23 protein-coding genes and 1 tRNA gene are annotated in these 25984 nt (G+C 66.3%); 17 read left to right on the top strand and 7 right to left on the bottom strand.

What is annotated here, in order from left to right; genetic code table 11:
• Positions 1–100: 100 nt before the first annotated feature.
• The gene (gene amaB / locus AC3WJE_RS01525) at positions 101–1633 is read right to left on the bottom strand and encodes an L-piperidine-6-carboxylate dehydrogenase (protein ID WP_493728991.1); all 1533 of its coding nucleotides are present in this window, start codon (positions 1631–1633) and stop codon (positions 101–103) included.
• A 158-nt stretch (positions 1634–1791) separates the two neighbouring features.
• Between amaB and AC3WJE_RS01520 the strand changes: the two genes are divergently transcribed.
• The 8 genes from AC3WJE_RS01520 to hisS all read left to right on the top strand — a co-directional run bounded on the left by AC3WJE_RS01520 (position 1792) and on the right by hisS (position 10011).
• Positions 1792–1868, top strand: a tRNA-Arg gene (locus AC3WJE_RS01520).
• A gap of 143 nt (positions 1869–2011) precedes the next feature.
• Positions 2012–2191 carry a hypothetical protein gene (locus AC3WJE_RS01515; protein WP_493728990.1) on the top strand — a complete coding sequence of 60 codons (180 nt, stop codon included), beginning with the start codon at positions 2012–2014 and terminating at the stop codon, positions 2189–2191.
• 226 nt (positions 2192–2417) lie between these two features.
• Positions 2418–2558 carry a hypothetical protein gene (locus tag AC3WJE_RS01510; RefSeq protein ID WP_493728989.1) on the top strand — a complete coding sequence of 47 codons (141 nt, stop codon included), beginning with the start codon at positions 2418–2420 and terminating at the stop codon, positions 2556–2558.
• A 90-nt stretch (positions 2559–2648) separates the two neighbouring features.
• On the top strand, positions 2649–5210 hold the full coding sequence (thrA, locus tag AC3WJE_RS01505) for a bifunctional aspartate kinase/homoserine dehydrogenase I (RefSeq protein ID WP_493728988.1): 2562 nt from the start codon (positions 2649–2651) through the stop codon (positions 5208–5210).
• 11 nt (positions 5211–5221) lie between these two features.
• Entirely contained in the window at positions 5222–6196 is a 975-nt protein-coding gene (locus AC3WJE_RS01500) for a homoserine kinase (protein WP_493728987.1), read from the top strand.
• On the top strand, positions 6193–7494 hold the full coding sequence (thrC, locus tag AC3WJE_RS01495; RefSeq protein ID WP_493728986.1) for a threonine synthase: 1302 nt from the start codon (positions 6193–6195) through the stop codon (positions 7492–7494). The genes AC3WJE_RS01500 and thrC overlap by 4 nt, the downstream gene beginning before the upstream one ends.
• A 123-nt stretch (positions 7495–7617) precedes the next feature.
• Complete coding sequence (locus AC3WJE_RS01490; protein WP_493728985.1) at positions 7618–8319, top strand: murein L,D-transpeptidase catalytic domain family protein; 702 nt, start codon at positions 7618–7620, stop codon at positions 8317–8319.
• A 282-nt stretch (positions 8320–8601) separates the two neighbouring features.
• Positions 8602–10011, top strand: coding sequence for a histidine--tRNA ligase (gene hisS, locus AC3WJE_RS01485; RefSeq protein WP_493728984.1), 1410 nt, complete (start codon positions 8602–8604; stop codon positions 10009–10011).
• Between the two features lie 126 nt (positions 10012–10137).
• Here hisS and AC3WJE_RS01480 read toward each other — a convergent pair whose 3' ends face one another.
• On the bottom strand, positions 10138–13083 hold the full coding sequence (locus tag AC3WJE_RS01480) for a ligand-binding sensor domain-containing diguanylate cyclase (RefSeq protein ID WP_493728983.1): 2946 nt from the start codon (positions 13081–13083) through the stop codon (positions 10138–10140).
• 267 nt (positions 13084–13350) lie between these two features.
• Between AC3WJE_RS01480 and AC3WJE_RS01475 the strand changes: the two genes are divergently transcribed.
• From AC3WJE_RS01475 to hisIE, 9 genes are read left to right on the top strand one after another with little or no spacing between them, the layout of a single operon-like run.
• Positions 13351–13677, top strand: a complete 327-nt coding sequence (locus AC3WJE_RS01475) for a YerC/YecD family TrpR-related protein (RefSeq protein WP_493728982.1) — start codon at positions 13351–13353, stop codon at positions 13675–13677.
• Positions 13678–13687: 10 nt separating this feature from the next.
• A complete protein-coding gene (gene hisG, locus AC3WJE_RS01470; RefSeq protein ID WP_493728981.1) occupies positions 13688–14602 on the top strand; it encodes an ATP phosphoribosyltransferase in 915 nt (304 codons plus the stop codon).
• Positions 14599–15894, top strand: a complete 1296-nt coding sequence (gene hisD / locus AC3WJE_RS01465) for a histidinol dehydrogenase (protein ID WP_493728980.1) — start codon at positions 14599–14601, stop codon at positions 15892–15894. The genes hisG and hisD overlap by 4 nt, the downstream gene beginning before the upstream one ends.
• On the top strand, positions 15891–17030 hold the full coding sequence (gene hisC / locus AC3WJE_RS01460) for a histidinol-phosphate transaminase (RefSeq protein ID WP_493728979.1): 1140 nt from the start codon (positions 15891–15893) through the stop codon (positions 17028–17030). The genes hisD and hisC overlap by 4 nt, the downstream gene beginning before the upstream one ends.
• On the top strand, positions 17027–18100 hold the full coding sequence (gene hisB, locus AC3WJE_RS01455; RefSeq protein ID WP_493728978.1) for a bifunctional histidinol-phosphatase/imidazoleglycerol-phosphate dehydratase HisB: 1074 nt from the start codon (positions 17027–17029) through the stop codon (positions 18098–18100). The genes hisC and hisB overlap by 4 nt, the downstream gene beginning before the upstream one ends.
• Entirely contained in the window at positions 18097–18699 is a 603-nt protein-coding gene (hisH, locus tag AC3WJE_RS01450; protein WP_493728977.1) for an imidazole glycerol phosphate synthase subunit HisH, read from the top strand. Before hisB ends, hisH begins: the two co-directional genes overlap by 4 nt.
• On the top strand, positions 18696–19430 hold the full coding sequence (hisA, locus tag AC3WJE_RS01445; RefSeq protein ID WP_493728976.1) for a 1-(5-phosphoribosyl)-5-[(5-phosphoribosylamino)methylideneamino]imidazole-4-carboxamide isomerase: 735 nt from the start codon (positions 18696–18698) through the stop codon (positions 19428–19430). Before hisH ends, hisA begins: the two co-directional genes overlap by 4 nt.
• On the top strand, positions 19424–20200 hold the full coding sequence (hisF, locus tag AC3WJE_RS01440; RefSeq protein WP_493728975.1) for an imidazole glycerol phosphate synthase subunit HisF: 777 nt from the start codon (positions 19424–19426) through the stop codon (positions 20198–20200). The genes hisA and hisF overlap by 7 nt, the downstream gene beginning before the upstream one ends.
• Entirely contained in the window at positions 20190–20822 is a 633-nt protein-coding gene (gene hisIE, locus AC3WJE_RS01435) for a bifunctional phosphoribosyl-AMP cyclohydrolase/phosphoribosyl-ATP diphosphatase HisIE (RefSeq protein WP_493728974.1), read from the top strand. The genes hisF and hisIE overlap by 11 nt, the downstream gene beginning before the upstream one ends.
• Positions 20823–21111: 289 nt before the next feature.
• On the opposite strand, the gene AC3WJE_RS01430 is transcribed toward hisIE, so the two are convergent.
• The 5 genes from AC3WJE_RS01430 to AC3WJE_RS01410 all read right to left on the bottom strand — a co-directional run bounded on the left by AC3WJE_RS01430 (position 21112) and on the right by AC3WJE_RS01410 (position 25930).
• Positions 21112–22104, bottom strand: a complete 993-nt coding sequence (locus AC3WJE_RS01430) for a C13 family peptidase (RefSeq protein WP_493728973.1) — start codon at positions 22102–22104, stop codon at positions 21112–21114.
• Between the two features lie 264 nt (positions 22105–22368).
• Positions 22369–23073 carry an acireductone synthase gene (gene mtnC / locus AC3WJE_RS01425; protein ID WP_493728972.1) on the bottom strand — a complete coding sequence of 235 codons (705 nt, stop codon included), beginning with the start codon at positions 23071–23073 and terminating at the stop codon, positions 22369–22371.
• Between the two features lie 2 nt (positions 23074–23075).
• On the bottom strand, positions 23076–23642 hold the full coding sequence (locus AC3WJE_RS01420; protein ID WP_493728971.1) for a 1,2-dihydroxy-3-keto-5-methylthiopentene dioxygenase: 567 nt from the start codon (positions 23640–23642) through the stop codon (positions 23076–23078).
• 40 nt (positions 23643–23682) lie between these two features.
• Positions 23683–24336, bottom strand: coding sequence for a methylthioribulose 1-phosphate dehydratase (locus AC3WJE_RS01415; RefSeq protein ID WP_493728970.1), 654 nt, complete (start codon positions 24334–24336; stop codon positions 23683–23685).
• 169 nt (positions 24337–24505) lie between these two features.
• Positions 24506–25930 carry an amino acid permease gene (locus AC3WJE_RS01410; protein WP_493728969.1) on the bottom strand — a complete coding sequence of 475 codons (1425 nt, stop codon included), beginning with the start codon at positions 25928–25930 and terminating at the stop codon, positions 24506–24508.
• Positions 25931–25984 lie beyond the last annotated feature (54 nt).

Genomic DNA, 25984 nt, shown 5'->3' with positions numbered 1-25984 from the left:
GCGATTATCCCCCAAGGGGACACGTAGGAGCGGCTTTAGCCGCGAGGGCTTCACCGGTGAAGCCTCATCGCGGCTGAAGCCGCTCCTACGGAACCCGGCCTTACAGATCGAACTTGATGCCCTGCGCCAGCGGCAGTGAATCGGAGTAGTTGATCGTGTTGGTCTGGCGGCGCATGTAGACCTTCCACGCGTCCGAGCCGGACTCGCGGCCGCCGCCGGTCTCCTTCTCGCCACCGAACGCGCCGCCGATCTCGGCACCGCTGGTGCCGATGTTGACGTTGGCGATGCCGCAGTCGCTGCCGGCGGCCGACAGGAACTTCTCGGCGGCCTTCAGGTTCTGGGTGAAGATCGACGAGGACAGACCCTGCGGCACGCCGTTCTGCAGGTCGATCGCCTCGTCCAGGGTCGAATACTTCATCACGTACAGGATCGGCGCGAAGGTCTCGTGCTGGACCACCGCATCGGAGTTCTTCAGCCCGGTGACGATCGCCGGCAGCACGAAGTTGCCGGGACGGTCGATCGCGGTGCCGCCGATCTCGACAGTGCCGCCGCTCGCCTTGGCCTTCTCGATCGAGGTCAGGAACTGCTCGACCGCACCACGGCTGTTGAGCGGGCCCATCAGGTTGGCCGGATCGGTCGGATCGCCGATCTTGCCTTCGACCTGCTTGTAGGCCTTCACCAGCGTTGCCAGCACGTTGTCGTAGATCGATTCGTGCACGATCAACCGGCGCGTGGTGGTGCAGCGCTGGCCGGCGGTGCCGACTGCGCCGAACACGATGCCGGGGATCGCCAGCTTCAGGTCGGCGCTTTCGTCGAGGATGATCGCGTTGTTGCCGCCCAGTTCCAGCAGGCTGCGGCCCAGCCGGCGCGCGACCTTCTCGGCGACGACGCGGCCGATCTGGGTCGAACCGGTGAAGCTGATCAGCGGCACGCGGGTATCTTCGACCAGCTTCTCCGACAGCGTGGTGCCGGCGTCGTTGATCAGGAAGAAGAGGTCCGGGAAACCGGCTTCCTTCAACGCCGCGTTGCAGATCTTCATCGTCGCGATCGCGGTCAGCGGGGTCTTGTTGGACGGCTTCCAGATGCACACGTCGCCGCAGATCGCCGCCAGGAAGGCGTTCCAGGCCCACACCGCGACCGGGAAGTTGAACGCGCTGATGACGCCGACCAGGCCGAGCGGCTGGTACTGCTCGTACATGCGGTGGCCGGGGCGCTCGGAGTGCATCGTATAGCCGTACAGCATGCGGCTCTGGCCGACCGCGAAGTCGGCGATGTCGATCATCTCCTGTACTTCACCGTCGCCCTCGGGCTTGCTCTTGCCCATTTCCAGCGCGACCAGCGAACCGAGCGCGTCCTTGTGCCGGCGCAGCGCCTCGCCGCACAACCGGACCGCCTCGCCGCGACGCGGCGCCGGAGTGGTGCGCCAGGTCTTGAAGGCTTCCTGGGCGCGGACGATCACCAACTCGTAGTCTTCCGGCGTGGTCGCCTGGACCTGGGCGATCACCGCGTTGGTGGTGGGGTTGAGCGGCTCGAGCACGCCGGCGCCGGTGGCCTGCGACCACTGGCCGTTGCCGAGGTAGGTGCCGGCGTTGGAGGCGGCAAGATCGAGCGCCTTGAGCAGGTCTGCGGACATGGAATCTCCTGGAAAAACAGTGCGACAGGGCGCGCCGGCGCAGGTGGGGGATGCGGCGCGATTCAGCCGCCAATTCTAGCAGAGCGCCCCAACTCGACCTTGTCCCAACAGGGCGCGCGACTTGGCAAAATGAGCGTTCATGCGACAATGCCGCCCTTGGCCCCGTAGCTCAGCTGGATAGAGCGGTCCCCTCCTAAGGGACAGGTCGTGCGTTCGAATCGCGCCGGGGTCACCATCTTGAGACATGATCGTGTCACCTCAGGCTGGCCAGATGGCAGTGCCAGCTCGCAGTGCTTTGCCGGATTGATGCATTCATCGATGCATCTACGGGTTTATGTTCGAGTCGGGGCGATTTCTCGGGGGCGAGGAGTGCGCAGCGTGGCGTTCGCTCAATACACCTATGCCTATCGCAAGATCCGTGGTTGGCACGTGGACGTGCTGCGCTCCGCGTGGCTGGCGCTGAGGTACTCGCTGTTCGGGGACACCGGACGCTTTTCGTCACATGACGGCTGGCGCGTTTCCCGCCTGCATCGGAAGAAGGACGAAGAAGAGGACTGACGGCGGGTCTTCACTCATGGCACAACCGCAGAGCCGCGATCGATCGTGGCCGCGCGCGACCGCGCAACCGCAGGCGCGACTTGGTTGCCGACGTAATCAACGCGCGGTTGGTTGCAAGTGCAAGTCGCTGAACAGGTGAGGTTTTCGCCGTTTCCAGCAGGTCCCGCAGCGGATGTCGCAACGCAACACTTGACAGCCCCGCGACGCCTGATGTCTTGTTGCCGGCATGCTGAATACCACGCACATCGCCTTTGCCACCCGCACCGCCATTTCCGGCGCGGCGGGTACCGGTGTGCTCGGTACCACCACGATTAGCACCATTACCACCGGCACCATTACCCCGGTGCGGTCCGTCGTCTTCGCGTAACTTCCGAAAACCACGGCCCCGCACCCGGATCAGGATGCGGGGGATCCCCACAGCCTGAAGCGGACGGGGCCTCCCCAACGAGGTCTGTCGATGTCATCGCCTGCTGTTTCGCCACAACCCGAATCTCCTGCCAAACCGGCCGCGCCGCGCACTGTCGTCCACAAGTTCGGTGGCACCTCGGTGGCCGACGCCGAGCGCTACCGGCATGTCGCCCGGTTGCTGCTGGCGCGCCCGGAGCCAGTGCAGGTCACCGTCGTATCGGCGATGAAGGGGGTCACCGACGCACTGATCGAGCTGGCCGAACTCGCCGCTGCCGAGCGTTCGGAGTGGCTTGAGCGTTGGCACGAGCTGCGGGCCCGCCATCGCGGTGCGGCGGTGGCGCTGCTGGGCGAGAACGCCGGCCCGACACTGGAATGGCTGGAAGCACACTTCGAGAAGCTGTCCGAGATCCTGTCCGCACTGGCGGTGATCGGCGAGCTGCCGCGTGAAGTGCTCGATCGCGTGCAGGGCCTGGGCGAGGTCTATTCGGCCCAGTTGCTGGGCAGCCATCTGCAGGCGCTCGGCGACGATTGCGCGGTGCTGGATGCGCGCGACGTGCTGGTGGTCAATCGCGGCGAACTTGGCGTGGACGTGGACTGGGGCGTCAGCGCGGAGCGCCTGGCGAGCTGGCGCGAGCGCAACCCGCAGTCGCGGGTGGTGGCGACCGGTTTCGTGGCGCGCGATCGCGCCGATCGCATCACCACGCTCGGCCGCAACGGCAGCGACTACTCCGGCGCGATCTTCGCTGCGTTGTTCGAGGCCGACGAGCTGCACATCTGGACCGACGTGGACGGCGTGCTTTCGGCCGACCCGCGCGTGGTGCCCGAGGCGGTGCAGCTGGAGACGCTCAGTTACGACGAGGCCTGCGAGCTGGCCTACTTCGGCGCCAAGGTCGTGCATCCGCAGACGATGTCGCCGGCGATCGAGCGCGGTCTGCCGATCATCATCCGCAACACCTTCCAGCCCGAGCATCCGGGCACGCGCATCACTGCCAGCAGCGACGTCAGCGGGCCGATCAAGGGGTTGACGCTGAGCCCGAACCTGGCCGTGCTGAACCTGGAAGGCACCGGCCTGATCGGTGTGCCCGGCACCGCCGAACGCGTGTTCGCCGCGCTGCGCAACGCGCGGGTGTCGGTGGTGATGATCTCGCAGGGCTCCTCGGAACATTCGATCTGCTGCGTGGTGAAGGAAGAAGAGTCGGCACGCGCGCAGGAGGCGCTGCTGTATTCCTTCGCCCATGAGCTGGCGGTGGGGCAGGTGCAGCGCGTGCAGCTGACCACCGGGATCAGCGTGCTGGCGGCCGTCGGCGATGGCATGGCCGGGCAGCCCGGCGTGGCCGCGCGGCTGTTCGAGTCGCTCGGTCGTGCCCAGGTCAACATCCTGGCCATCGCGCAGGGTTCTTCGGAGCGCAACATCTCGGTGGCGATCGACAGCGCGCATGCGACCAAGGCGCTGCGCGCCGCGCATGCCGGCTTCTGGCTGTCACCGCAGACCTTTTCGGTCGGTGTGATCGGACCGGGCAACGTCGGTGCGGCGCTGCTGGATCAGTTGCGCATCGCGCAACCGCAATTGCTGGCCAAGGCCAACCTCGATCTGCGCCTGCGCGCAATCGCTTCGCGCAGCCGCATGCTGCTCGACGAACGTGGTCTGGCCGGCGACTGGCGCGCCGCGCTTGCGACCAGCACCACGTCCAACGATCTGGACCGTTTCACCGCGCACCTGCAGTCGGCGCATCTGCCGCACGCGATCATCATCGATTGCAGTGGCAGTGCCGAGGTCGCCGAGCGTTATGCCGGCTGGCTCGCCGCCGGCATCCACGTGGTGACACCGAACAAGCAGGCCGGCTCCGGCCCGCTTGCGCGCTTCCTGGCGATCCGCGAGGCGGCTGCGAGTAGCGGCGCACGCTTCCGCTACGAAGCCACGGTCGGCGCCGGCCTGCCGGTGATCACCACGCTGCGCGATCTGGTCGATACCGGCGATGAGGTGACTTCGATCGAAGGCATCTTCTCCGGCACCTTGGCGTGGCTGTTCAACAAATACGACGGCAGCGTGCCGTTCTCCGAGCTGGTCACCCAGGCGCGTGCGATGGGCTACACCGAGCCGGATCCGCGCGATGACCTGTCCGGCGTGGACGTGGCGCGCAAGCTGGTGATCCTGGCGCGCGAGGCCGGGCGCGAGATCAGTCTTGAGGATGTGGCGGTGGAGAGCCTGGTGCCGGCATCGTTGCGCGAGGCTTCCGTGGACGAATTCATGGCGAGGCTGCCCGAGGTCGACGCGGTGTTCGCGCAGCGTCTGGCCGATGCGCGCAGCCGCGGCAACGTGCTGCGTTACGTCGCGCAGTTGCCGCCCGAAACTAAATCCCCGCACCTGGATGTGCGGGCTTTGGCAGAGGGAACTGCATACGGTGCGCCGAGCGTCGGTCTGGTTGAGTTGCCCGTCGAGCACGGTTTCGCCAACCTGCGGTTGACCGACAACGTGGTGCAGTTCACCACTCGCCGTTACTGCGAGAACCCGCTGGTGGTGCAGGGGCCGGGCGCTGGCCCGGAGGTCACTGCCGCCGGCGTATTCGCCGACGTGCTGCGGGTTGCGGCGGGCGAGGGGGCCAGGCTGTGAGCGAGGTTGCGATGTCCACGACGCAGGTACAGACAAGGAGATCCGGATTGCGCGAGGCACGGGCATTTTCGCCGGCATCGGTGGCAAACGTGGCGGTGGGTTTCGATTTGCTCGGTTACGCGGTGGCGGGTGTTGGCGACACCGTCACGGTGCGTCGGATCGAGGCGCCGGAAGTACGTATCGCGGCGATCCGGGGCAGCGCCGTCGCGCTGCCGCTGGAAGCGGCCAGCAACACCGCAGGAGCGGCACTGATCGCGCTGCGTGAGGCGCTGGCGTTGCCGTTCGGTTTCGCGGTCGAGATCGACAAGGGCATTCCGCTCAGTTCTGGCATGGGCGGCTCCGCTGCCTCGTGCGTGGCGGCATTGGTCGCGGCGAACGCGTTGCTGGACGAGCCGCTGAGTCGCGAGCAGTTGTATCTGTACTCGCTGGAAGGCGAGGCGGTCGCCAGCGGCAGTCGCCACGGCGACAACCTCGGGCCGATGTTCCTGGGCGGGCTGGTGCTGTCGACGCTGGAGCGATTGGTGCCAGTGCCGGTGCCGTCGGGCTGGCACAGCCTGCTGGTGCATCCGGATGCCGTGCTGGAAACCCGTCGCGCGCGCGCCGCGCTGGCTGGCGATTACGCACTGAAGGAGTTCGTCGCGCAGAGTTCGAATCTTGCTTTGGTGCTGGCTGGTTGCCATGCCGGCGATGCCTCGCTGGTGCGGGCCGGTCTGCGTGACGTGCTGGTCGAGCCGCGCCGTGCGCCGCTGATCGTCGGTTTCGATGCGGCCAAGGCCGCGGCGTTGGATGCCGGTGCGATGGGCGCGAGCATCTCCGGCGCTGGCCCAAGCGTGTTTGCCTGGTTCGAGACGAAACAGGCCGCCGAGGTCGCTGCGCCGGTGGTGCAGGCTGCCTTCGCCGCCGCGGGCTTCGACAGCCAGGCTTGGGTGACGCCGCTCCTACGAGAACAGAACGTCTCTGTAATTTTCTTCACGGAACCACGATGAACTTCATCTCCACCCGCAACAACGCCCCGGCCGCCACGCTCAGTCAGGCCATCGCCGCCGGACTGGCACCGGACGGCGGTCTGTACGTACCAGCCAAGCTGCCGGAGCCGCGCACCCTCGCGCCGGGCGCGACGCTGGCCGCTACCGCTACTGAATTGCTCGCGCCGTTCTTCGCAGGCGACGGCCTGGAAGGCGAGCTGGCCACGATCTGCCACGAGGCGTTCGATTTCGATGCGCCGCTGGTGCCGCTGGCCACACCCGGCGATTACAGCCTGGAGCTGTTCCATGGTCCGACTGCGGCGTTCAAGGACTTCGGCGCGCGCTTCCTCGCCGCCAGCCTGAGCCGGCTGCGTCGCGATGCTGGCCGTCCGTTGACGATTCTTGTCGCCACCTCCGGCGACACCGGCGCGGCGGTCGCGGCAGCGTTCCATCGCCAGCCGGGGTTGCGCGTAGTGGTGCTGTACCCGGATGGGCGGGTGTCGCCGCGTCAGGCGCATCAGCTCGGCTGCTTCGGCGACAACGTCAGCGCCTTGCGCGTGGCCGGCTCGTTCGACGACTGCCAGGCGCTGGTCAAGCAGGCGCTCAACGACACCGATCTGCAGGCGCAGGTGCCGATGAGCTCGGCCAACAGCATCAGCCTCGGCCGGTTGCTGCCGCAGATGAGCTATTACGCGCACGCCGCGCTGAGCCACCGCGCACGCCACAGTGCGCCGCTGAACCTGGTGGTGCCGACCGGCAATCTCGGCAATGCGCTGGCAGCGGTGCTGGCGCGTTCGCTGGGCGTGCCGCTGGGCCGGATCGTGCTGGCGACCAATGCCAACCACGTGTTGCCGGACTACTTCGCTGGCGGCAACTACGCCCCGCAGCCGAGCGTGGCGACCCTGGCCAACGCGATGGACGTGGGCGCGCCTAGCAATTTCGAGCGGCTGCGCTGGCTGTACGCCGGTGACGATGCCGAACTGCGCGCCGGCTTCACCGCGTTGTCGGTGGATGACGACACGATCCGCCGCACCATCGTCGAACGTCACCGTCGTTTCGGCGAGGTGTTCTGCCCGCACACCGCCACTGCCGTGCACGTACTGGAGCAGATTCGCGCCGAGGGCGCGGAGGAAGATGCAGGTGACTGGGCGGTGGCGGCTACCGCGCATCCAGCCAAGTTCGAGGGCGTGGTCGAACCGTTGATCGGCGAATCGGTTGCCGTGCCGACGGCGCTGGCCGAGCTGCTGGCACGGCCGGCGCAAGCTGAACCGCTGGCGCCTGAATACGCGCAACTGAAGGCACGCTTGCTGGCCGGCTGAGCACAGCTCGAACGTGAGGGAAGGCCCCGGCCGCAATTCACGGCCGGGGCTGTTATCTGGGGCAGAATGCGGGCGCCGGAACCGGATGTCCGCAATTCCAGTCCGCTTCCGGAATACCCTCTGATGCACCCTGTGCTGAGATTGACCGCTGTTGCCGCGTTGTCCTGCGCCGCATCGGCCGCTCCCGCTGCTCCATCACCGTCATCGCAACCGGCGCCCGCCTCTGATCTGGTCGGCGCACTTTTGCTACAGGCCCCGACGTTGGATCGCCACGTGCTGACGCTGGCGACCGAGGCACTGCAATGTGCGCGACATCGAGGGCAGGTAGCCGGCGATGCCCGGCTCAGCGTGATCGATTACTCGCGTCCCTCGACCGAGCGTCGGCTCTGGGTGTTCGACCTCAGGCAGCAGCGCCTGCTGTTCCAGGAGTGGGTCGCGCACGGTCGCAACACCGGCGACAACGTGGCGACGAAGTTCTCCAACGACGATGGCAGCTACATGTCCAGCCTTGGTGCATTCGCCGCAGAGGAAAGCTACACCGGTCACAACGGCTACTCGCTGCGCCTGAAGGGACTGGAGCCGGGGTTCAACGATCGTGCCCGTGACCGCGCCATCGTCATTCACGGCGCGCCGTACGTGAACGAGTCGATCATCCAGAGCCAGGGCCGCCTGGGCCGCAGCCTGGGCTGCCCGGCGGTGCGTCCGGCGATCGCGCACCAGCTGATCGATACGATCCGCGATGGTTCCTTCGTGTTCGCCTACTACCCGGATCCGAACTGGCTGCATCACTCACAGTTGCTCGGCGCTGATTGCGGGACTTCGTAGGGGACGGTTCCGGACATGGGGGCGATGGATTTTGCCGGTAAGGCCCCATCGCGGCTTGAGCCGCTCCTACAGGGAATCGGCATTCGATTGGATTGTCCGCTCATTCCCTTCTCCCGCGAGAGGGGGAACGCCTGGCGCACTGCGCCGGCGCGCGGAGTGAGGTGGCGCACAGCCATGGATGAGAGGGGCGTCCTTGGCGCTTGCGCTTCTACCACGCGCCCTCCGGCCCGCAGGCCGGATAGAATTACGGTCTTTCGCCCCCGATTCGCAGGAGTCCCGCTCGTGATCAAGCCCCGTACGCCGCCCGGCATCATGGAATTGCTGCCGCGCGAGCAGATCGCGTTCCAGCGCATGCTGGACGTCATCCGCCGCAATTACGAGCGGTTCGGGTTCCTGCCGGTGGAGACCCCGGTGTTCGAGCTGTCCGACGTGCTGCTGACCAAATCGGGCGGCGAGACCGAGCGGCAGGTCTATTTCGTCCAGTCCACCGGTGCGCTGGCCAATGCCGCCGCCAACTCGACAGAAGCGGGGGGCGAGAGCGGCCTGCCGGAGCTGGCGCTGCGCTTCGATCTGACCGTGCCGCTGGCGCGCTATGTGGCCGAGCACGAGCACGAGCTGGCGTTCCCGTTCCGTCGTTACCAGATGCAGCGCGTCTACCGTGGCGAGCGCGCCCAGCGCGGCCGCTTCCGCGAGTTCTACCAGTGCGACATCGATGTGATCGGCAAGGATGCGTTGAGCATCCGCTACGACGCCGAGGTGCTGGCGGTGATCCATGCGGTGTTCGCCGAACTGGGGATCGGTGATTTCCGCGTGCAGTTGAACAACCGCAAGCTGTTGCGCGGTTTCTTCGAGAGTCTGGGCGTGGCCGAGGGCGAACTGCAACTGGCGGTATTGCGCGAGGTCGACAAGATCGACAAGCGCGGCGCCGACTATGTGCGCGAGACGCTGGTCGGCGAAGGCTTCGGCATTCCGGCGGCGCAGGTCGAGAAGATCCTGGCGTTCGTCGCGGTGCGCTCCAGCGGCCATGCCGATGCGCTGGCGCGATTGGACGCGCTGGCCGCAGAAGCCGGCCCGAGCGAGGTGCTGCGCGAGGGCATAGCCGAGCTGCGCGAGGTGCTGGAGCTGGTGCGGGCGCTGGGCGTGCCTGAAGGTGCCTACTGCCTGAACTTCTCGATCGCGCGCGGCCTGGATTACTACACCGGCACCGTCTACGAGACGACGCTGACCGACCACCCGCAGATCGGCTCGATCTGCTCCGGCGGCCGCTACGAGAACCTGGCCAGCCACTACACCAGGTCGAAGCTGCCGGGCGTGGGCATCTCGATCGGCCTGACCCGTCTGTTCTGGCAGTTGCGTGATGCCGGCCTGATCGCCGGGATCGAGACCAGCAGCGTGCAGGCGCTGGTGGCGCTGATGGACGAACAGCACATGGCCGACTCGCTCGACATCGCGCGCCTGCTGCGTGCCGGTGGCATCAACACCGAAGTGCAGATGGAGCCGAAGAAGATCGGCAAGCAGTTCCAGTACGCGGCGCGTGCCGGTATCCGCTTCGTGGTGCTGTCCGGCGAAGACGAGCGCGCGCGCGGCGTGGTCGCAGTGAAGGATCTGGTGCGTGAGCAGCAGTTCGAGGTCGCGCGCGAGGAGCTGGCGAGCACGCTGCAGGTCGAGTTGGAGCAGGCCCGGGTGATGTGAGGGCGGCTGTTCTAGCTCAATCGCGCAACCTGCCAGGCATCGGCGGTTCGCGCAGCGGCAGCTGGCGACAGCGTGGATTTTCTCCATCCACGCTGGTTACTCGATATCCCTCACGCACAAGCACAATCAGGTGTTCATGGGGGCGCCCGGTAGCAGGGTCATGCCTTCCGTTGCTTCGAGAGGCACGCTGTCCCCTGTTTCCTTGGCGTATTCGACGCGATTGCGTCCCAGCGCCTTCGCTCGGTACAGCGCGGTATCCGCCTGCGCGATCAATTCGTCGGGCGTGACCGTGTGGGTGGTTTCGGCGATGGCCACGCCCGCGCTGCAGGTCACGTGCAGCTTGTAGCCTGCGTCAGCCAGGACCGGTTCGATGCTGATCGCCTGCTGCAGCTGGACGATCCAGTCGCGACAGCCGCGGCCATCGAAGCCGGGCAGGACCAGGGCGAACTCTTCGCCGCCGTAGCGACCGATGCTGTCGTACGGATGCAGCATCCGCGCGAACCGCCGCACCAACTCCTTCAGCACCGCATCACCGGCAGGATGGCCGTGGGCGTCATTGATCCGCTTGAAGTGGTCCAGGTCGACGAGCATCAGGGTCAACGGTGTGCGGTCGCGCCGGCTTTGCACCAGTCCCTTCTCCAGCGCTTCCATCAAGGCCCTGCGGTTGAGCGCCTCGGTAAGGCCGTCACGCGACGCGAGTACGTGCAGGGCTTGGCGTGACTCCTCCAGTTCCCGGGTGCGCTCCTGTATCAGTCTTTCCAAGGCCTGCTGGCGCGCCACCACGCGCCGGAGCCGGTAACGGTGTGCCCACAGGATGCTCACCAGCAACGCCAGCGCGCAGGCGACATGGAAGAGCGGGTTCTGCCACCACAAGGGGCGGATTTCCAGATCGATCTCGACCATGTCGGAGGCCGTCTGCAGCGCAGGGTTCACGGCCACGATCTGCAGGCGATAGTGACCGGGTGCCAGGGGCGGGTAGTGCAGCACGGGCGAACGCGAAGTCGTCCACGAGTTCTCCAGCCCGACCATCCGGTAGCGGAACAGCAGCGCCTCCCGATTGCGGTACGACGGTGCGGCCAGTTCGACCTGCAAGGAACTGCGTTGCCATGGGATATCCAGCTGTGTTCCTGCAGGAAGCACGGTTTCGTCGCGGGCGATGCGCTCGATCACAAGATTCGTCCGGACGTCGGTGAACAGGCGCTCGGGTTTCAATATGTGCGAGGCGCCGTTGGAGGTGCCGATCCACATCGAGCCGTCGCCATCCTCGTACAGGGCGGCGTTGCCGTCGTTCCAGACCAGCCCGCTCTGTTGGTCGAAGATCCGCCACTGCGTGCCGTTCCATACCGCAACGCCATAATCGGTCGTGGCCCACAGCCAGCCGCGGCTGTCTTGGTACAGCGCGAATACCAATCGCTGCTGGAGCAGCGCAGGCGTCGAATTCACCGCGTCCGGCGTCGCTGCTTCCGTGTGTATCTGCCAGATGCCATCGTTGCCGCCGCCCAGCCAGACCGTGTCGTCGGTGTTTGAGCAGGCAATGGTGCGGAAAGGGAGTGGCGTGGAGAGCGATGCCAGGGGAAGCCGGCGCCAGCCGGCAGCGTCGAGACGCAGCAGTCCGGAGGGGGTCAGGAACCAGAGTGTTCCCTGGCGTCCTTCGCACATGCTCTGGACTTGCTCTGTATCGCGTCCGGTCAAGGCAGTCAGCGCAGCCACCCGTACCGGCGTGGTCTCACGCTCGGGATGTCTGACGAGATACAGGCCAGTGGCCGTGGCGATCCACAGCCGGTCGGTCCGATCGACGAGCAGATGGGAGATCGGTGGCAGTTTGGCCTCGACGGTGGCCGGCCGGCCCTGCGCATCCCGCCGGATCAGGAACCCGGTGAACGTACTGCTCCACAGGTTCCCCTGCGCGTCCTCGACGATGCTGCCGCGCTGATGGTTGGCGCCCTCGTGCCGGGCCGCATCGGCGGAAAATCCATGCAGGTCCTGGCGCCACTCGGCCATGCCGGATTTGGTGCCGACATGGAGCAGGCCCTGGCGGTCGCGATGGAACGACCAGACGCCGGTGCCCGGCAGCCCCTCGTGGACCGTCCAGTTCTCCCATACCGAATAACCCATCCATCGGATCAGCCCATATCCCAATGCGCCCAGCCAGAGTTCGCCATCGCGACCGGCCAGCATCGCGTTGATGCCGCCGCCGATCCGCAACCCATTGCCTGCGTCGAAGGTTTTCCAGGCGTTGCCATCCCAGCGCATCACGCCGCTGCTGGTGCCGGCCAGGACATGGCCCTCGGTATCGGAAACCAGTGGACGCAGGTACAGCGCCTTGCCTTCGGCATAGGCTTGCGGCGTGCGATCGAGGAACCGCGAGCGCGGGGTTATGGCCGTCGATCCCGGCAAGGCGATGATGCGATCGTCGCTGCGGGCCCAGAACGCGCCCTCCCTATCCTGGAGCAGGACGTCCCAGATACCCTTGGGGACGCCGTTTGAAGCGCCCAGTACGGTGAGACGGCTGCCGTCGTAATGGCACAACGAGTCGGTACATCCCAGCCACAGATCGCCCCCGGAATCGGCATGGACGCTGAAGATCCGCTTGAGCTGGGGATGGAGGCGGAAGTGTTCGGCGCCGAAGACGTCGACGACCTCCCAGGATGCGCCGGCGTCCTTGGTTCTGATGTCCAGCAGGCGTTCCTCGCTCACCGCGAGCAGATGGCCATCGCCTGTTGAGGTCAGCACGCTGCCCGGCCAGATCGGGAGCGACCGGTGACCCTGGAGGACCGGAACCAGGCGTTCCTGAAGGAGGTGGTAGAGGCCGTGTTCCGTCCCCACCCATAGCCGGCCTGCCGGGTCGATGTACAGGGCCGTGATGGTGGCATCGGGCAACCCGTCTTCCGGCCCGAATCTCTGGAAGTGCATTCCGTCGTACCGGTACAGGCCGTTCTCGGTGCCTATCCACAGATATCCGTCCGGATCCTGGGCCAGCGCATTCACTGCGAGGTTTTCCAGGCCATCGATCTGCGCGTAGTAATGCAGTGGCAGTTGCTGTCCGGATGCGATAGCCGAGAAGAAGAACAAGCAGCACAGCAAAGCCCCCCTTGCGCGATGTCGCATCGCCTGCATGTCCCTCCCACCCTCGGTTCTTGGTCGGTGTGGCTCCGGAAGTGGTCCGTTACGGCCGGGCATCGCATCTCTTGCACGCCTTAACGGCGGCGGTCGCGCATTCTTTAACGAGGGCGCGGGATCCCCGGTCCGAGGGAGCTTGGGGCTGAACAGATAGGGGATCAGGGTTGCCCTGCGCCGCCAGTTTGCGCTAATGTACTAACACGCTATTACATTAACGCAATGAAACAACGACCCAGCCCCGGAACCGACCGCGACACCGATGCCCCCCTGCGGGCACTGGCCGAGGCATTGGCATGCCTGGGCGAGGTGTCGACGGTCGAGGCCTTCCTGCGCGACCTGTGCACGCCCGCCGAGCTGGAGGCCATGGCCGACCGCTGGCGGGTGGTGCCGCTGCTGGTGCAGGGCGTGCCGTATCGCGAAATCCATGACCTGACCGGCGTCAGCGTCACCACCATTGGCCGCGTCGCCCGCTCGCTCGAACACGGCACCGGCGGTTATGCCGCCGCGCTGCGCGAGTCCGCCGCGCGTCCCATCGAATCCCACTGAGAAATTGACAATGAGTGCTTCCCAAGCGGCACCGGCGCGTGACCGGTTGCGCATCGCCATCCAGAAGAGTGGCCGTCTGGCCGAGCCGGCGCGTAGCCTGCTGGCCGCCTGCGGCCTGAGCTGGCGCCAGAGCCGCGACAAGCTGTTCTGCTATGGCGAATCGCTGCCGGTCGATCTGCTGCTGGTGCGCGACGACGATATCCCGGGCCTGATCGCCGACGGCGTGGCCGACCTGGGCATCGTCGGTCTCAATGAACTGGACGAGCAGGGCGCCGAGCGCCGTCGCAATGGCTTGCCGGCCGCTTACCGCGCGCTGCGCGGGCTCGATTTCGGCCAGTGCCGCTTGATGCTGGCGGTGCCGGAAGAGTGGGAGTGGCAGGGCGTGCAGCAACTGGCCGGCATGCGTATCGCGACCAGTTATCCGGCGATCCTGTCCGAGTGGTTGGTGAAGCAGGGTGTGGATGCGCAGGTGGTCGAGCTGTCCGGTTCGGTCGAGATCGCGCCACGCCTGGGAACCGCCGATCTGATCTGCGACCTGGTGTCCTCGGGTGCGACGCTGGCGGCCAACCAGCTCAAGCCGGTCGAACTGGTGATGGAGAGCGAGGCGGTGCTGGCCGGTTCGGTCCGCGATCCGGCCGATGCCCGTTCCGGCCTGCTGGCGATGTTGCTGCGGCGCCTGGATGGCGTGATCAAGCTGCGCGACAGCAAGTTGCTGATGTTCCGCGCCGAGCAGGCATCGGTGCCTGAACTGAGCCGGTTGCTGCCCGACGCCGACCCGTTTGTGCAGTTGCCGGACGACGGCAATGGTGCGTTGCGCTTGCAGACGATGTGCCATGGCGCAGTCACCTGGCAGCGGTTGGAGGAACTGGAGCGCGCCGGTGCGCGCGGTCTGATGGTGTTGACGGTGGAGCGCACGCTGGTATGAACAGGTTGCAGTGGAACCAGCTCGACGAACAGGCGCAGGTGCGTGCGCTGACCCGTCCGGTGCAGACGGTTGCCGCGCAGACCCGCGAGACGGTCGCGCGGTTGATCGCCGAAGTGCGCGAGGTGGGCGACGTGGCGTTGCGCGAGATCACCGCGCGCTTCGACGGCATTGCGCCTGAGAAGTTCGAGGTCAGCGAAGCAGAATTCGCCGCAGCCGAGGCCGCCATTGCGCCCGAACTGCGGCAGGCGATGGTCGAAGCGATCGCCCGCATCGAGACCTTCCACCGCGCCGGCATGACCGAAGGTTATTCGGTGGAAACCGCGCCAGGCGTGGTCTGCGAAAAAATCGTGCGGCCGATCGGCCGGGTCGGCCTGTATGTGCCGGCCGGCAGTGCGCCGCTGCCTTCGACCGCATTGATGCTGGGCGTGCCCGCACGTCTGGCCGCTTGCCGCGAGGTCGTGCTGTGCACGCCGCCGCGCCGGGACGGCACGGCCGATCCGGCGGTGCTGGTTGCCGCGAAGCTCACCGGCGTGCAGCGCGTGTTCAAGCTCGGGGGCGCGCAGGCGATCGCGGCGATGGCCTACGGCACCGAGAGCGTGCCGTCGTGCGACAAGCTGTTCGGCCCGGGCAACAGCTTCGTGACCGAAGCCAAGCAGCAGGTTGCGCAGTCCGGCGCGGCGGCGATCGACATGCCGGCGGGCCCGTCCGAGGTGCTGGTGATCGCCGATGCCGGTGCCAATGCCGCCTTCGTCGCCGCCGACCTGTTGTCACAGGCCGAGCATGGCCCGGATTCGCAGGTGCTGCTGTTGTCCGACAGCGATGCGTTGATCGACGCGGTCGAAGTCGAAATCGAGCGCCAGCTGGCGTTGCTGCCGCGTGCGCAGATCGCGCGCCAGGCGCTGGCGCAGTCGCGCTTGATCCGCATCGAGACGCTGGAAGAAGCGTTCGCGATCAGCAACCGCTACGCGCCCGAGCACTTGATCCTGGCGTTGCGCGAACCACGCGGCTGGTTGGATCAGGTCGAAGCAGCCGGCTCTGTGTTCCTCGGCGACTACACGCCCGAAGCACTCGGCGACTATTGCAGCGGCACCAACCACGTACTGCCGACCAGCGGCGCGGCGCGTGCCTACAGCGGCGTCAGCGTCGCCAGTTTCCAGAACATGGTCAGCGTGCAGGCCGCCAGCCGCGCCGGCATCGCTGCGATCGGCGGTTGTGCGTTGACCCTGGCACGTGCAGAGGGCCTGGACGCGCACGCGTTGGCGGTCGCGCTACGGATGGAGGCAGCAGCATGAGCGCCGCATCCATCCTCGATCTGGTACGCGAAGACCTGCGCGCCTTCGCCGGCTATTCCTCGGCACGCAGCGCCAAGCTGACTGGCGATGTCTGGCTCAATGCCAATGAATCGGCCTGGGCCAATCCGGCCGATCCGCAGGCGACCACCCGTCGCTATCCCGAGCCGCAGCCGGAAGCGCTGCGCGGCGCGCTGGCCGCGCTGTACGGCTGCGCCCCCGAGCAGTTGCTGATCGGGCGCGGCAGCGATGAGGGCATCGATCTGCTGATACGTGCGCTGTGCGTGCCCACCGAAGATGCGGTGGTGACCACGCCGCCTGTGTTCGGCATGTACGCGGTCTGCGCGCGCCTGCAGAACGCACCGCTGATCGAGGTGCCGCTGGTCGATGGCGAAGACGGCTTGCGTGCCGCTATTCCGGCGATCGTCGAGGCCGCGCTGAGCTCGCGTGCCAAGCTGGTGTTCCTGTGCTCGCCGTCGAACCCGGCCGGCTCGGCGATTTCGCTGGCCGAGATCGAAACGGCCTTGCAGGCGCTGGCCGGCAAGGCGCTGGTGGTGGTCGATGAGGCTTACGGCGAGTTCTCGGACGTGCCGTCGGCGGTGTCGCTGCTGGCGCGCTATCCGAATCTGGCGGTGCTGCGCACGCTGTCCAAGGCGCACGCGCTGGCCGCGGCACGGATCGGCAGCCTGATCGCCGATGCCGAGTTGATCGCATTGCTGCGTCGCTGCCAGGCACCGTATCCGGTGCCGACACCGTGCTCGGCATTGGCAGAGCAGGGACTATCGGCAGCTGCGTTGGACATCACCGTGCGCCGTATCGCCGAGGTACGCGCCGAACGCGATCGCCTGCAGGAAGCGTTGGCGACGTTGCCCGGCGTGCGCCGCGTGTATCCCTCGCAGGGCAATTTCCTGCTGGTGTGCTTTGACGACGCCGAAACTGCATTCCAGGCATTGCTTGATGCCGGCGTTGTGGTGCGTGACCAGCGCGCCGCGCCGCAGCTCGGCGACGCGCTGCGCATCAGCATCGGTACCCCGGAACAGAACCAGCGCGTGCTCGGTGCGTTGCAGAGGTTGAATCCCGGCAGCATGGATGTGCCGGGCTCTTGCGAAGGACTCGCACCTCGTGGGGAGGTCGCATGAAGCCGATCCTGTTCGTTGATCGCGACGGCACCCTGATCGAGGAGCCGGCCGATTTCCAGATCGACGCGTTCGAGAAGCTGCGCTTCGTCAAGGACGTGATACCGGCGATGCTCAAGCTGCGCGACGCCGGCTACGAATTCGTCATCGTCAGCAACCAGGATGGCCTCGGTACCGACAGCTATCCGCAAGCGACGTTCGACGGCCCGCACAACTTGATGATGCAGGTGTTCGAAAGCCAGGGCCTCGTGTTCCGCGAGGTGCTGATCGACGGCAGTTTCCCGGCCGACAACGCGCCTACACGCAAGCCGGGCATCGGCATGATGGTGAAGTACCTGCAGGATCGCGGCATCGACTGGGCGCGCTCGGCGATGGTCGGCGACCGGCCGACCGATATCCAGTTTGCGGACAACCTCAACATCCGTGGCTTCCAGCTGCACACCGAGCAGTTCGGCGGCGAGTGGGACTGGAACGGGATTGCCCACGAACTGGCCGACGCGCCGCGTCGCGCACTGGTCCAGCGCAACACCAAGGAAACCAGGATCCGGGTCGAACTCGATCTGGACGGGCCACCCGAGGCGCACATCAGCACCGGCCTGCCGTTCTTCGACCACATGCTGGAGCAGATCGGCAAGCACGGCGGTTTCAGCCTGAACATCCGTTCCGAAGGCGATCTGCACATCGACGAACATCACACCATCGAGGACACCGGTCTGGCGCTGGGCCAGGCGCTGCGCAAGGCGCTCGGCGACAAGCGCGGGATCGGCCGCTACGGCTTCACCCTGCCGATGGACGAGACCCAGGCCAGCGCGGCGCTGGATTTCAGCGGACGGCCGTACTTCGTGTTCGAGGGCGAATTCAAGCGCGAGCGCGTCGGCGACATGCCGACCGAGCTGGTGCCGCACTTCTTCCGCTCGCTGTGTGATGCGTCCGGGCTCAACCTGCACCTCACGGTGCGCGGCGACAACGATCATCACAAGGTCGAAGGCAGCTTCAAGGCACTGGCGCGCGCGTTGCGGCAGGCGATTCGTCGCGAGGGCACCGCGCTGCCATCGACCAAGGGGGCGCTATGACCGATGTCGCGTTGATCGACGCCGGCGGCGCCAACCTCGGCTCGGTGCGTTATGCATTGGAACGGCTCGGGGTCGAAGCACGTCTGGTGCGTGACGCCGATGGTCTGCGCGGCGCGGAGCGGGTGATCCTGCCCGGCGTCGGTGCCGCGCCGGAAGGCATGGCGCGGCTGCACGCGCAGGGTCTGGTCGAGCCGTTGCGGCAACTGCAGGTACCGCTCATCGGTATCTGTCTGGGCATGCAGCTGTTGTTCGAGCGCTCGGAGGAGGGCGAAGTGGAGTGCCTCGGCCTGCTGTCGGGCGTGGTGCGCAAGCTGCATCCGGCCACCGGTATCCGCGTGCCGCACATGGGTTGGAACCGGCTGTTGCCACTGCGCGAATCGTCACTGCTCGATGGCGTGCCGGAGCGCGCCTACGCCTACTTCGTGCACAGCTACGCTGCACCGCTGACCCCGGCCACGGTGGCGGCCAGCGACCACGGCGGGCTGTTTGCTGCGGTCGTGCACCAAGGCCGGCACTGTGGCGCCCAGTTCCATCCCGAGCGTTCGGCCGATACCGGTGAGCGCCTCCTGCGTAACTTCCTGCAGATGGATTTCGAATGAGCTTCACCGTTTATCCCGCACTGGACATCCGCAACGGTCAGGTCGTGCGTCTGCTGCAAGGCGATTACGACCGCGAGACGCGTTATGGCGATGATCCGCTGGTGCGTGCGCAGCGCTTCGCTGAGGTCGGCGCGCAATGGATGCATCTGGTCGATCTGGATGCAGCCAAGGCTGGCGGCTATACATTGGCGCCGCTGCTCGGGCAGATCGCCAGCCAGACCGGATTGCAGGTGCAGACCGGCGGCGGCGTGCGCTCGCGCGACGATGTGGCGCGCATCCTCGACGCCGGTGCCGCGCGGGTGGTGATCGGTTCGCTGGCGGTGCGCGAGAGTGCCGAGGTGATCGGTTGGTTGAACGAATTCGGTGCCGAGCGCATCACCGTCGCGCTCGATACGCGCCGCGACGAAGCCGGCATCTGGCGCCTGCCGGTACACGGCTGGACCGAGACCGCCGACACCACGCTGGACGAACTCGCGGTGCGCTACGCCGAAGCCGGCCTGCGCCACCTGCTGTGCACCGATATCGCCCGTGACGGCATGCTGTCCGGACCGAACATGGCGCTGTATGCGCATCTGCGCGGGCTGGTGCCGCAGCTGCAGGTACAGGTCTCCGGCGGTGCTCGTGACGTCGATGATGTGATCGCAGCCAAGGCTGCCGGTTGCGCCGGCATCGTGCTGGGCAAGGCGCTGCTGGAAGGTCGCCTGGAACTGACGGAGGCATTGGCATGCTGACCCGCCGCATCATTCCCTGCCTGGACGTGCGCGATGGCCGCGTCGTCAAGGGCGTCAAGTTCCGCGATCACATCGACATGGGCGACATCGCCGAACTGGCGCTGCGTTATCGCGAGCAGGGTGCCGACGAACTGGTGTTCTACGACATCGGTGCGAGCCCGGAGGGCCGTTCGGTCGATTACGGCTGGATCGAGCGGGTGGCGCGCCTGCTCGACATTCCGTTCTGCGTCGCCGGCGGCATCCGCGATGTCGAGACCGCACGCAAGGTGCTCTACGCTGGTGCCGACAAGATTTCGATCAATTCGCCGGCATTGGGCCGGCCGCGGTTGATTTCCGAGCTGGCCGAGGCATTCGGCGTGCAATGCGTGGTGGTCGGCGTCGATTCGATCCGCGAGGACGACGGCCAGTGGCGCGTGCGCCGCTTCACCGGTGATCCGAACAAGACCCAGGCGGTGCCGGTGCGCACTCTGGATTGGGTGGTCGAGGTACAGCGGTTGGGTGCGGGCGAAATCGTGCTCAACTGCATGGACAACGATGGTGTGCGTCGCGGCTACGACATCGCCCAGCTTTCTCAAGTGCGCTCGCTGTGCAGTGTGCCGCTGATCGCTTCCGGCGGTGCAGGTGAGATGCAGCACTTTGCCGACGTGTTCGAACAGGCCGACGTCGATGGCGCGCTGGCCGCAAGCGTGTTCCACAGCGGCGCGATTCCGATTCCGGAACTCAAGCAGTTCCTGCGCCAGCAACAGATCGAGGTGCGTGATGTGCAGTGATGCAGTGGTGGCGTCGCAGGTGTCGCCAGAGCAATTGGACTGGGCCAAGGGCGACGGCCTGCTGCCGGTGGTCGTGCAGGATGCCGACACGCTGCGCGTGCTGATGCTCGGCTACATGGACACGGCGGCACTGGCTGCAACGCGCGACAGTGGCCACGTCACCTTCTACAGCCGCAGCAAACAGCGACTGTGGACCAAGGGCGAAAGCTCCGGGCATTTCCTGGATCTGGTCTCGATCGACGTCGATTGCGACAACGACACGCTGTTGGTGCTGGCGCGTCCACACGGCCCGACCTGCCACACCGGTCGCACAAGCTGCTTCCCGCAGGCGCCGGGCGCGGATGTCTCATTTCTGGGCACACTGGATGCGCTGATCGCCGAACGCGAGCGCACGCGTCCCGAGGGCAGCTACACCACCCAGTTGTTCGAGAAGGGCACGCGCCGGATCGCACAGAAGGTCGGCGAGGAAGGCGTGGAGACCGCGCTGGCCGGTGTCGCACAAGGCGATGCGGAGCTGCTCGGCGAATCAGCCGATCTGCTGTATCACCTGATCGTGCTGCTGCGCGCGCGCGGGCTGTCGCTGGCCGATGCGGTCGCGGTGCTGGAGTCGCGGCATCGTTGAAACGGTGATTGTGGCCTGGGAGCTTGAAGTCGCTGGGCCCCCGCCTTCGCGGGGACGACGGTCGAAGCACCGCTTCATCGTCACAGCTGGACTTCCCCGAAGATCCTCCAGACGTCGTCCCCGCGAAGGCGGGGACCCAGCGACTTCCGGAGCTGGCAACGTGACTGAGCGATTCCTCGGCGCCAGAAACGAAAATGCCTCCACAAGGGGAGGCATTCGATGGATCCGGGCTGGCGAGCGAAGGCTGGCGGGCGGGGATCGGTAGCTGGCTCGCGGTTGGGCTGGCTCGCTATGGCCTGAAGTCTAGCGAGCGCGGAATTTCGTTGTAGAAACAAGAATTACTCTCAAGAATGCCGGTCGGCATGGCGGGTTGCCAGCGGGCCTGCAGGCTGTCACCCAACGGGGCTGACGCCTCCGGCACGCTGTAGGGCACCGCTGCACCGGGATGCACGCCCGCACGCCAGCGTTCCAGCACCTTGCCGATACGACCGCCACGCCAGAGCTGCGGCATCGACGGGCGCTCGCCTTCGGCTTTTTCGCGCGCGGTGATTTCGCCCGTGGCAATCCGGTAAGCCAGCTCGAAATCGTCGGTCTGGTTGAGCGCATCCACCAGCCATGCCTTGCCGAAATAGGTGGCGTCGGCAGTGTTGCCGCAGCCGAATGACGGGCGGTCGGCGCGGGCGGCGGTGATCACCATCGTGTCCGGGGTCTTCAACTTCGGGATGAAGCCCCCGGAGTAGCAGGCCGACAGCACGATCACCCGGTTGCGGATGCCGGCATCGTCCAGCGCCTCGCGCAGGTCTTCCGGGGTGATGAAGTCTTCCTCGTCGTCGCTGACCTTCACGTAGAGCGTGTGGTCCTCGGTGCCGTGCGTGGTGACGAACAACAGCAGCACGTCTTCCTTCGGGTCCATCAGCTTGCCGACCCGCGCCAGCGTGTCGTAGAGGTTGTCATACGTGGCGAGTGGGGCGTAGGGATGCTCGTCGAGGTTGTCCGGGTGATTGACCAGCGTGACCACGTGATCGGTGGCGCCGAAGCGCTCACTGAAAAGGGTCTTCAAATACAGCGTCTCGTTGCGGAACACGTCCTCGCCCGCATCGCCGGCGAAGCCGACGACGTAAAGATCGGTCACGCCAGGGCGCTGCGGTGCCAGTGATTTCAACGCCTTGTCCAGCGCGGCGGTGTCCTCCGGATCCGAGACCTGCTGCTGTTCGGCGTCGGCATTGGTTTGCGCCGGCGCGGGGCCGGCTTGCGAGGAGCAACCCGCACCGAGCCAGAGCAAGCTGAAGAGCAGGACGATGGCGCATCGGAACGGGCGCCGTGAATCAGTGGAATGGGACGACATCGAATGCCAATGGCAGAGAGGCAGGCGCAGGTTTACCGCGCGTTTGGCAGATTGGCAACTTGTGGGAGGGACTTCAGTCCCGACAGGCGGTGCAGGCCAAGTGTCGGGACTAATGGCCCCAGGCCACCCGGAGTCCCTGCCACATGCGAGCAGCGCCATCCGAAACGGCGCCGGCGAGGTCATTCCCGCCGGCGCGATGCCTCAGGCAGAGAAGACGATCTCGTCGAAATCCTGCACCCGCGGATGCTTGCCGATCTCGTGCAGGGTGCGTGGTGTCGGATAGTCCTGCACGCGGTCGAGCAGCGAGGTCTTCATGCCGGCACGGGTGGCAGCGTCCAGTTCCTCGACCACGTCGGACAGGAACAGCACCTCGCCGGCGGTCAGCCCGATCTTCTCGGCGATGCGACGGTAGCTGTTGCTCTCGCGCTTGCCGCCGATCTCGGTGTCGAACCAGCCGGCGACCAGCCCGGTCAGGTCGCCGGCGTCGCTGTGGGCGAAGAACAGCTTCTGCGCCGGTACCGAGCCGGAGGAATACACGTAGATCGGGATGCCGGCGGCCTGCCATTCGCGCAGGCGGCGGGCAGCGTCGGGATAGATGTGGGCGGTGAAATCGGCGGTCCGATAGCCTTCCTCCCAGATCATGCCCTCCAGTGCCTTCAACGCGGTGTGCTTGCGGTCCTCGTCGATCCAGGTCTGCAGCGCGGCGACGAGGGTGGCGTCGTCGGCATCCTCGCCGACCTCGTCGGCGACCTGGTTGAGCCAGTGCCGTACCTGGGGGTGGTTGCCATGCTCGCGCACGAATGCCGGCAGCGAACGCCGCGCATACGGGAACAGCACGTCCTTGACGAACGAAATGCTACTGGTGGTGCCTTCGATATCAGTGAGGATCGCTTGCGGTTGGGTCATCGTCAGCTTGCCTTCTGTGCTTTCTCAGGTTCGTAGCGGGGGAACTGTTGTGCGATATCGGTGCCGGTGAAGTGACCCACCCAGCCGTCCGGTTCGGTGAAGAAGCGGATGGCGATGAAGTAGGGCTCGGCACCCATGTCGAACCAATGCAGGGTGCTGTCCGGCACGGCGATCAGGTCGTCCTTCACGCACTCGATTTCATAAACCTTGTCTTCGACGTGCAGCGTGAACAAGCCCGAGCCTCCTACGAAGAAGCGTACTTCGTCTTCCTTGTGGAAGTGCTCGTCGAGGAACTTGGCGCGCATTTCCTCGCGCTTGGGGTTGTCCGGGGCAATGCTGACCACGTCCACGGTCTTGAAGCCGTTCTCGGCGACCAGGCGGTCGATGTCGGCGCGATAGGCGTCCATCACCTGCTCGGAGGTGGCACCGGGCTCGACCGGCTGGTTGGCCTGCCAGCGTTCGAAGACCACGCCGATCTTTTTCAGCTCGGTGGCGATCAGGGCGCCGTCGTGGCTGTCGAACTGCGGGGTCTGGGGATCGATGTCGGAGAAGATGCGGAGTCGGCTCATGGCGTCAGTTCGGCTGTGAGGGGGAGGAACGGGACGCGCTTCAGCGCAGTCCGCGCAGCTTGATCAGCTCCAGCTCGCAGCCGATCAGGAATTCGAAAGCCTCCAGGTGGCGGCGGGCTTCGGCCATGTTGCGACCCCATGCGTACAAGCCATGTCCATCGATGAGATACCCCCACATCGGTTGCTTGTCCAGTAGCGTGTCGACCTGCGCGGCCAGCACCTGCATGTTCTGGGTATTGGCGAATACCGGTACGTCGAGCGAGGTCTCGTGGGTGTGGTTGCCCTCGAAGGCCTTCAGCAGTTCGTAGCCTTCCAGGCGGATGTGGCCGGTGCCGGCGAACAAGCGCGAGGCGACGGTCTGCACCGGCGAGTGCGTGTGCAGCACGCAACCGATTTCCGGATAGCGGCGGTAGAGCTGGGTATGCAGCAGGGTCTCGGCCGAGGGGCGCAACTGGCGGCCGACCGGTTGGCCGTCGAAATCCACGACCATGATGTCGTCTTCGACCAGCCGTCCCTTGTCGCGGCCGGATACGGTGATCGCGGCGTGGCGGTCGTCGAGGCGGTGCGAGAAGTTGCTGCTGGTGGCGGGCGTCCAGCCGGCCTGGGCCAGTTCGCGGACGTTGACGATCAGCAGCTTGGCCAGTTCGTGCAACCGCGCGGCGCTGTAGGGAAGTGGGGCATTCGTGGCGTTCATGCCCATATTCTACTGTCCCACCCGGGGCCGGCCAGCACCCGCTTATGACATTCGTTTATGGGGGCATGGCGAGGTCACCTGGAGCGTAGAGCCGAGCCCGTTCGGCCGGAGCTTTTCCGGTGAAACCCAGCGGAGCCCCGACGGACTCCGCTCTACACGACCCGCGCCGTCACTGGCGCAGCTTGCTGTGCCGATAGCCATAACCGAAGTAGATGACGATACCGGCGGCGGTCCACAGCCCCATCAGCATCCAGTTATGCGCGGTCATCGCCGACAACAGCGCCATGCAGCTGAGCACACCGGCCGAGCACACCAGCCAGGCACCACGGATCCGGAACGGGCGCGGCAGGTCGGGCTGGGTGCGGCGCAGGATCAGCACGCCGGCACAGACTGCGGCGAACGCGACCAGCGTGCCCATCGAAGTCAGCTCGCCGAGCACGTCCAGCGGGAACACTGCCGCCAGCACGGCGATGCCGATGCCGGTGATCACCGTGTTGATGTGCGGGGTGCGGTACTTGGGATGGATCTTGGTGAACACCGGCGGCAGCAGGCCATCGCGCGCCATGATCATGAAGATGCGCGGCTGGCCGATGATCATCACCAACACCACTGAGGACAGGCCGATCAGCGCGCCGATCTCGACCACGACACGCAGCCAGCTCAACTCGGGATGCGCGGCGACCGCCGTCACCACCGGTTCGTCGGTACCGAGCAGGGTGTAGGGCACCAGCCCGGTCATCACCGCGGCCATCGCGATGTAGAGCACGGTGCAGATCACCAGCGAGAGCAGCATGCCGATCGGCAGGTCACGCTGCGGCCGGTGTGATTCCTGCGCGGCGACCGATACCGCCTCGAAGCCGATGTAGGCGAAGAACACCATCGCCGCACCGCGCAGCACGCCGTCCAGACCGTATTTGCCCGGGCCTTCGTTGGCGGGGATGAACGGGTGCCAGTTGGCCGGATCGACGTATTTCCAGCCGACCGCGATCACCAGCACGATCAGCCCGCTCTTGAGCACGACCATCGTCATGTTCATCGCCGAGGACTTGCGGATGCCCACGTAGCACAGCCAGGTCAGCAGCAGCACGATCGCCGCGGCCGGCAGGTTGGCGATCGCACCGGTGCGCTGCAGTTTTCCGTCCAGCGGCGCGTTGACCAGTGCGGCCGGCAGGTGGATGCCGAAGTGGTCGAGCAGGCTGAGGAAGTAGCCGGTCCAGCTCACTGCCACCGCCGAAGCCGACACGCCGTATTCCAACACCAGCATCCAGCCGATGAACCAGGCCGACAGCTCGCCGAAGGTGGCGTAGGTGTAGGTGTAGGCGCTGCCAGAGACCGGCACCATCGCCGCGAACTCGGCATAGGCCAGTGCGCAGAACGCGCAGCAGATCGCCGCCAGCACGAAGCTCAGCATGATCGCCGGGCCGGCATGGTTGGCGGCGGCCTGGCCGGTGATGACGAAGATGCCGCCGCCGATCACCGCGCCGATGCCGAGCGCGGTCAGTCCCCAGGGGCCGAGAGCGCGCTGCAGGCCCAGGCCGCCGGCGTCCTGATGGCTGGCGTGCGGATGCTTGGTGGCCCAGAGTTGTTTGAACATGCGAAGGCGGTTCCAGCGGGGAAGTTGAAAGGACCTCTGCACATGAGATGTGCA

It is taken from the genome of Pseudomonas sp. GW821-FHT07E12 (assembly GCF_058986605.1).
The sequence above is the reverse complement of the archived record's forward strand: the minus strand, read 5'-3'. Positions and strand labels throughout refer to the sequence as shown.

Bases quoted from the DNA above. Each gene is read 5' to 3' on its own strand.
- amaB (WP_493728991.1), bottom strand. From the start codon at position 1,633: ATGTCCGCAGACCTGCTCAAGGCGCTCGATCTTGCCGCCTCCAACGCC.
- AC3WJE_RS01510 (WP_493728989.1), top strand. From the start codon at position 2,418: ATGCTGAATACCACGCACATCGCCTTTGCCACCCGCACCGCCATTTCC.
- thrA (WP_493728988.1), top strand. From the start codon at position 2,649: ATGTCATCGCCTGCTGTTTCGCCACAACCCGAATCTCCTGCCAAACCG.
- AC3WJE_RS01500 (WP_493728987.1), top strand. From the start codon at position 5,222: ATGTCCACGACGCAGGTACAGACAAGGAGATCCGGATTGCGCGAGGCA.
- thrC (WP_493728986.1), top strand. From the start codon at position 6,193: ATGAACTTCATCTCCACCCGCAACAACGCCCCGGCCGCCACGCTCAGT.
- AC3WJE_RS01490 (WP_493728985.1), top strand. From the start codon at position 7,618: ATGCACCCTGTGCTGAGATTGACCGCTGTTGCCGCGTTGTCCTGCGCC.
- AC3WJE_RS01475 (WP_493728982.1), top strand. From the start codon at position 13,351: ATGAAACAACGACCCAGCCCCGGAACCGACCGCGACACCGATGCCCCC.
- hisG (WP_493728981.1), top strand. From the start codon at position 13,688: ATGAGTGCTTCCCAAGCGGCACCGGCGCGTGACCGGTTGCGCATCGCC.
- hisD (WP_493728980.1), top strand. From the start codon at position 14,599: ATGAACAGGTTGCAGTGGAACCAGCTCGACGAACAGGCGCAGGTGCGT.
- hisC (WP_493728979.1), top strand. From the start codon at position 15,891: ATGAGCGCCGCATCCATCCTCGATCTGGTACGCGAAGACCTGCGCGCC.
- hisB (WP_493728978.1), top strand. From the start codon at position 17,027: ATGAAGCCGATCCTGTTCGTTGATCGCGACGGCACCCTGATCGAGGAG.
- hisH (WP_493728977.1), top strand. From the start codon at position 18,097: ATGACCGATGTCGCGTTGATCGACGCCGGCGGCGCCAACCTCGGCTCG.
- hisA (WP_493728976.1), top strand. From the start codon at position 18,696: ATGAGCTTCACCGTTTATCCCGCACTGGACATCCGCAACGGTCAGGTC.
- hisF (WP_493728975.1), top strand. From the start codon at position 19,424: ATGCTGACCCGCCGCATCATTCCCTGCCTGGACGTGCGCGATGGCCGC.
- hisIE (WP_493728974.1), top strand. From the start codon at position 20,190: ATGTGCAGTGATGCAGTGGTGGCGTCGCAGGTGTCGCCAGAGCAATTG.
- mtnC (WP_493728972.1), bottom strand. From the start codon at position 23,073: ATGACCCAACCGCAAGCGATCCTCACTGATATCGAAGGCACCACCAGT.
- AC3WJE_RS01420 (WP_493728971.1), bottom strand. From the start codon at position 23,642: ATGAGCCGACTCCGCATCTTCTCCGACATCGATCCCCAGACCCCGCAG.
- AC3WJE_RS01415 (WP_493728970.1), bottom strand. From the start codon at position 24,336: ATGAACGCCACGAATGCCCCACTTCCCTACAGCGCCGCGCGGTTGCAC.
- AC3WJE_RS01410 (WP_493728969.1), bottom strand. From the start codon at position 25,930: ATGTTCAAACAACTCTGGGCCACCAAGCATCCGCACGCCAGCCATCAG.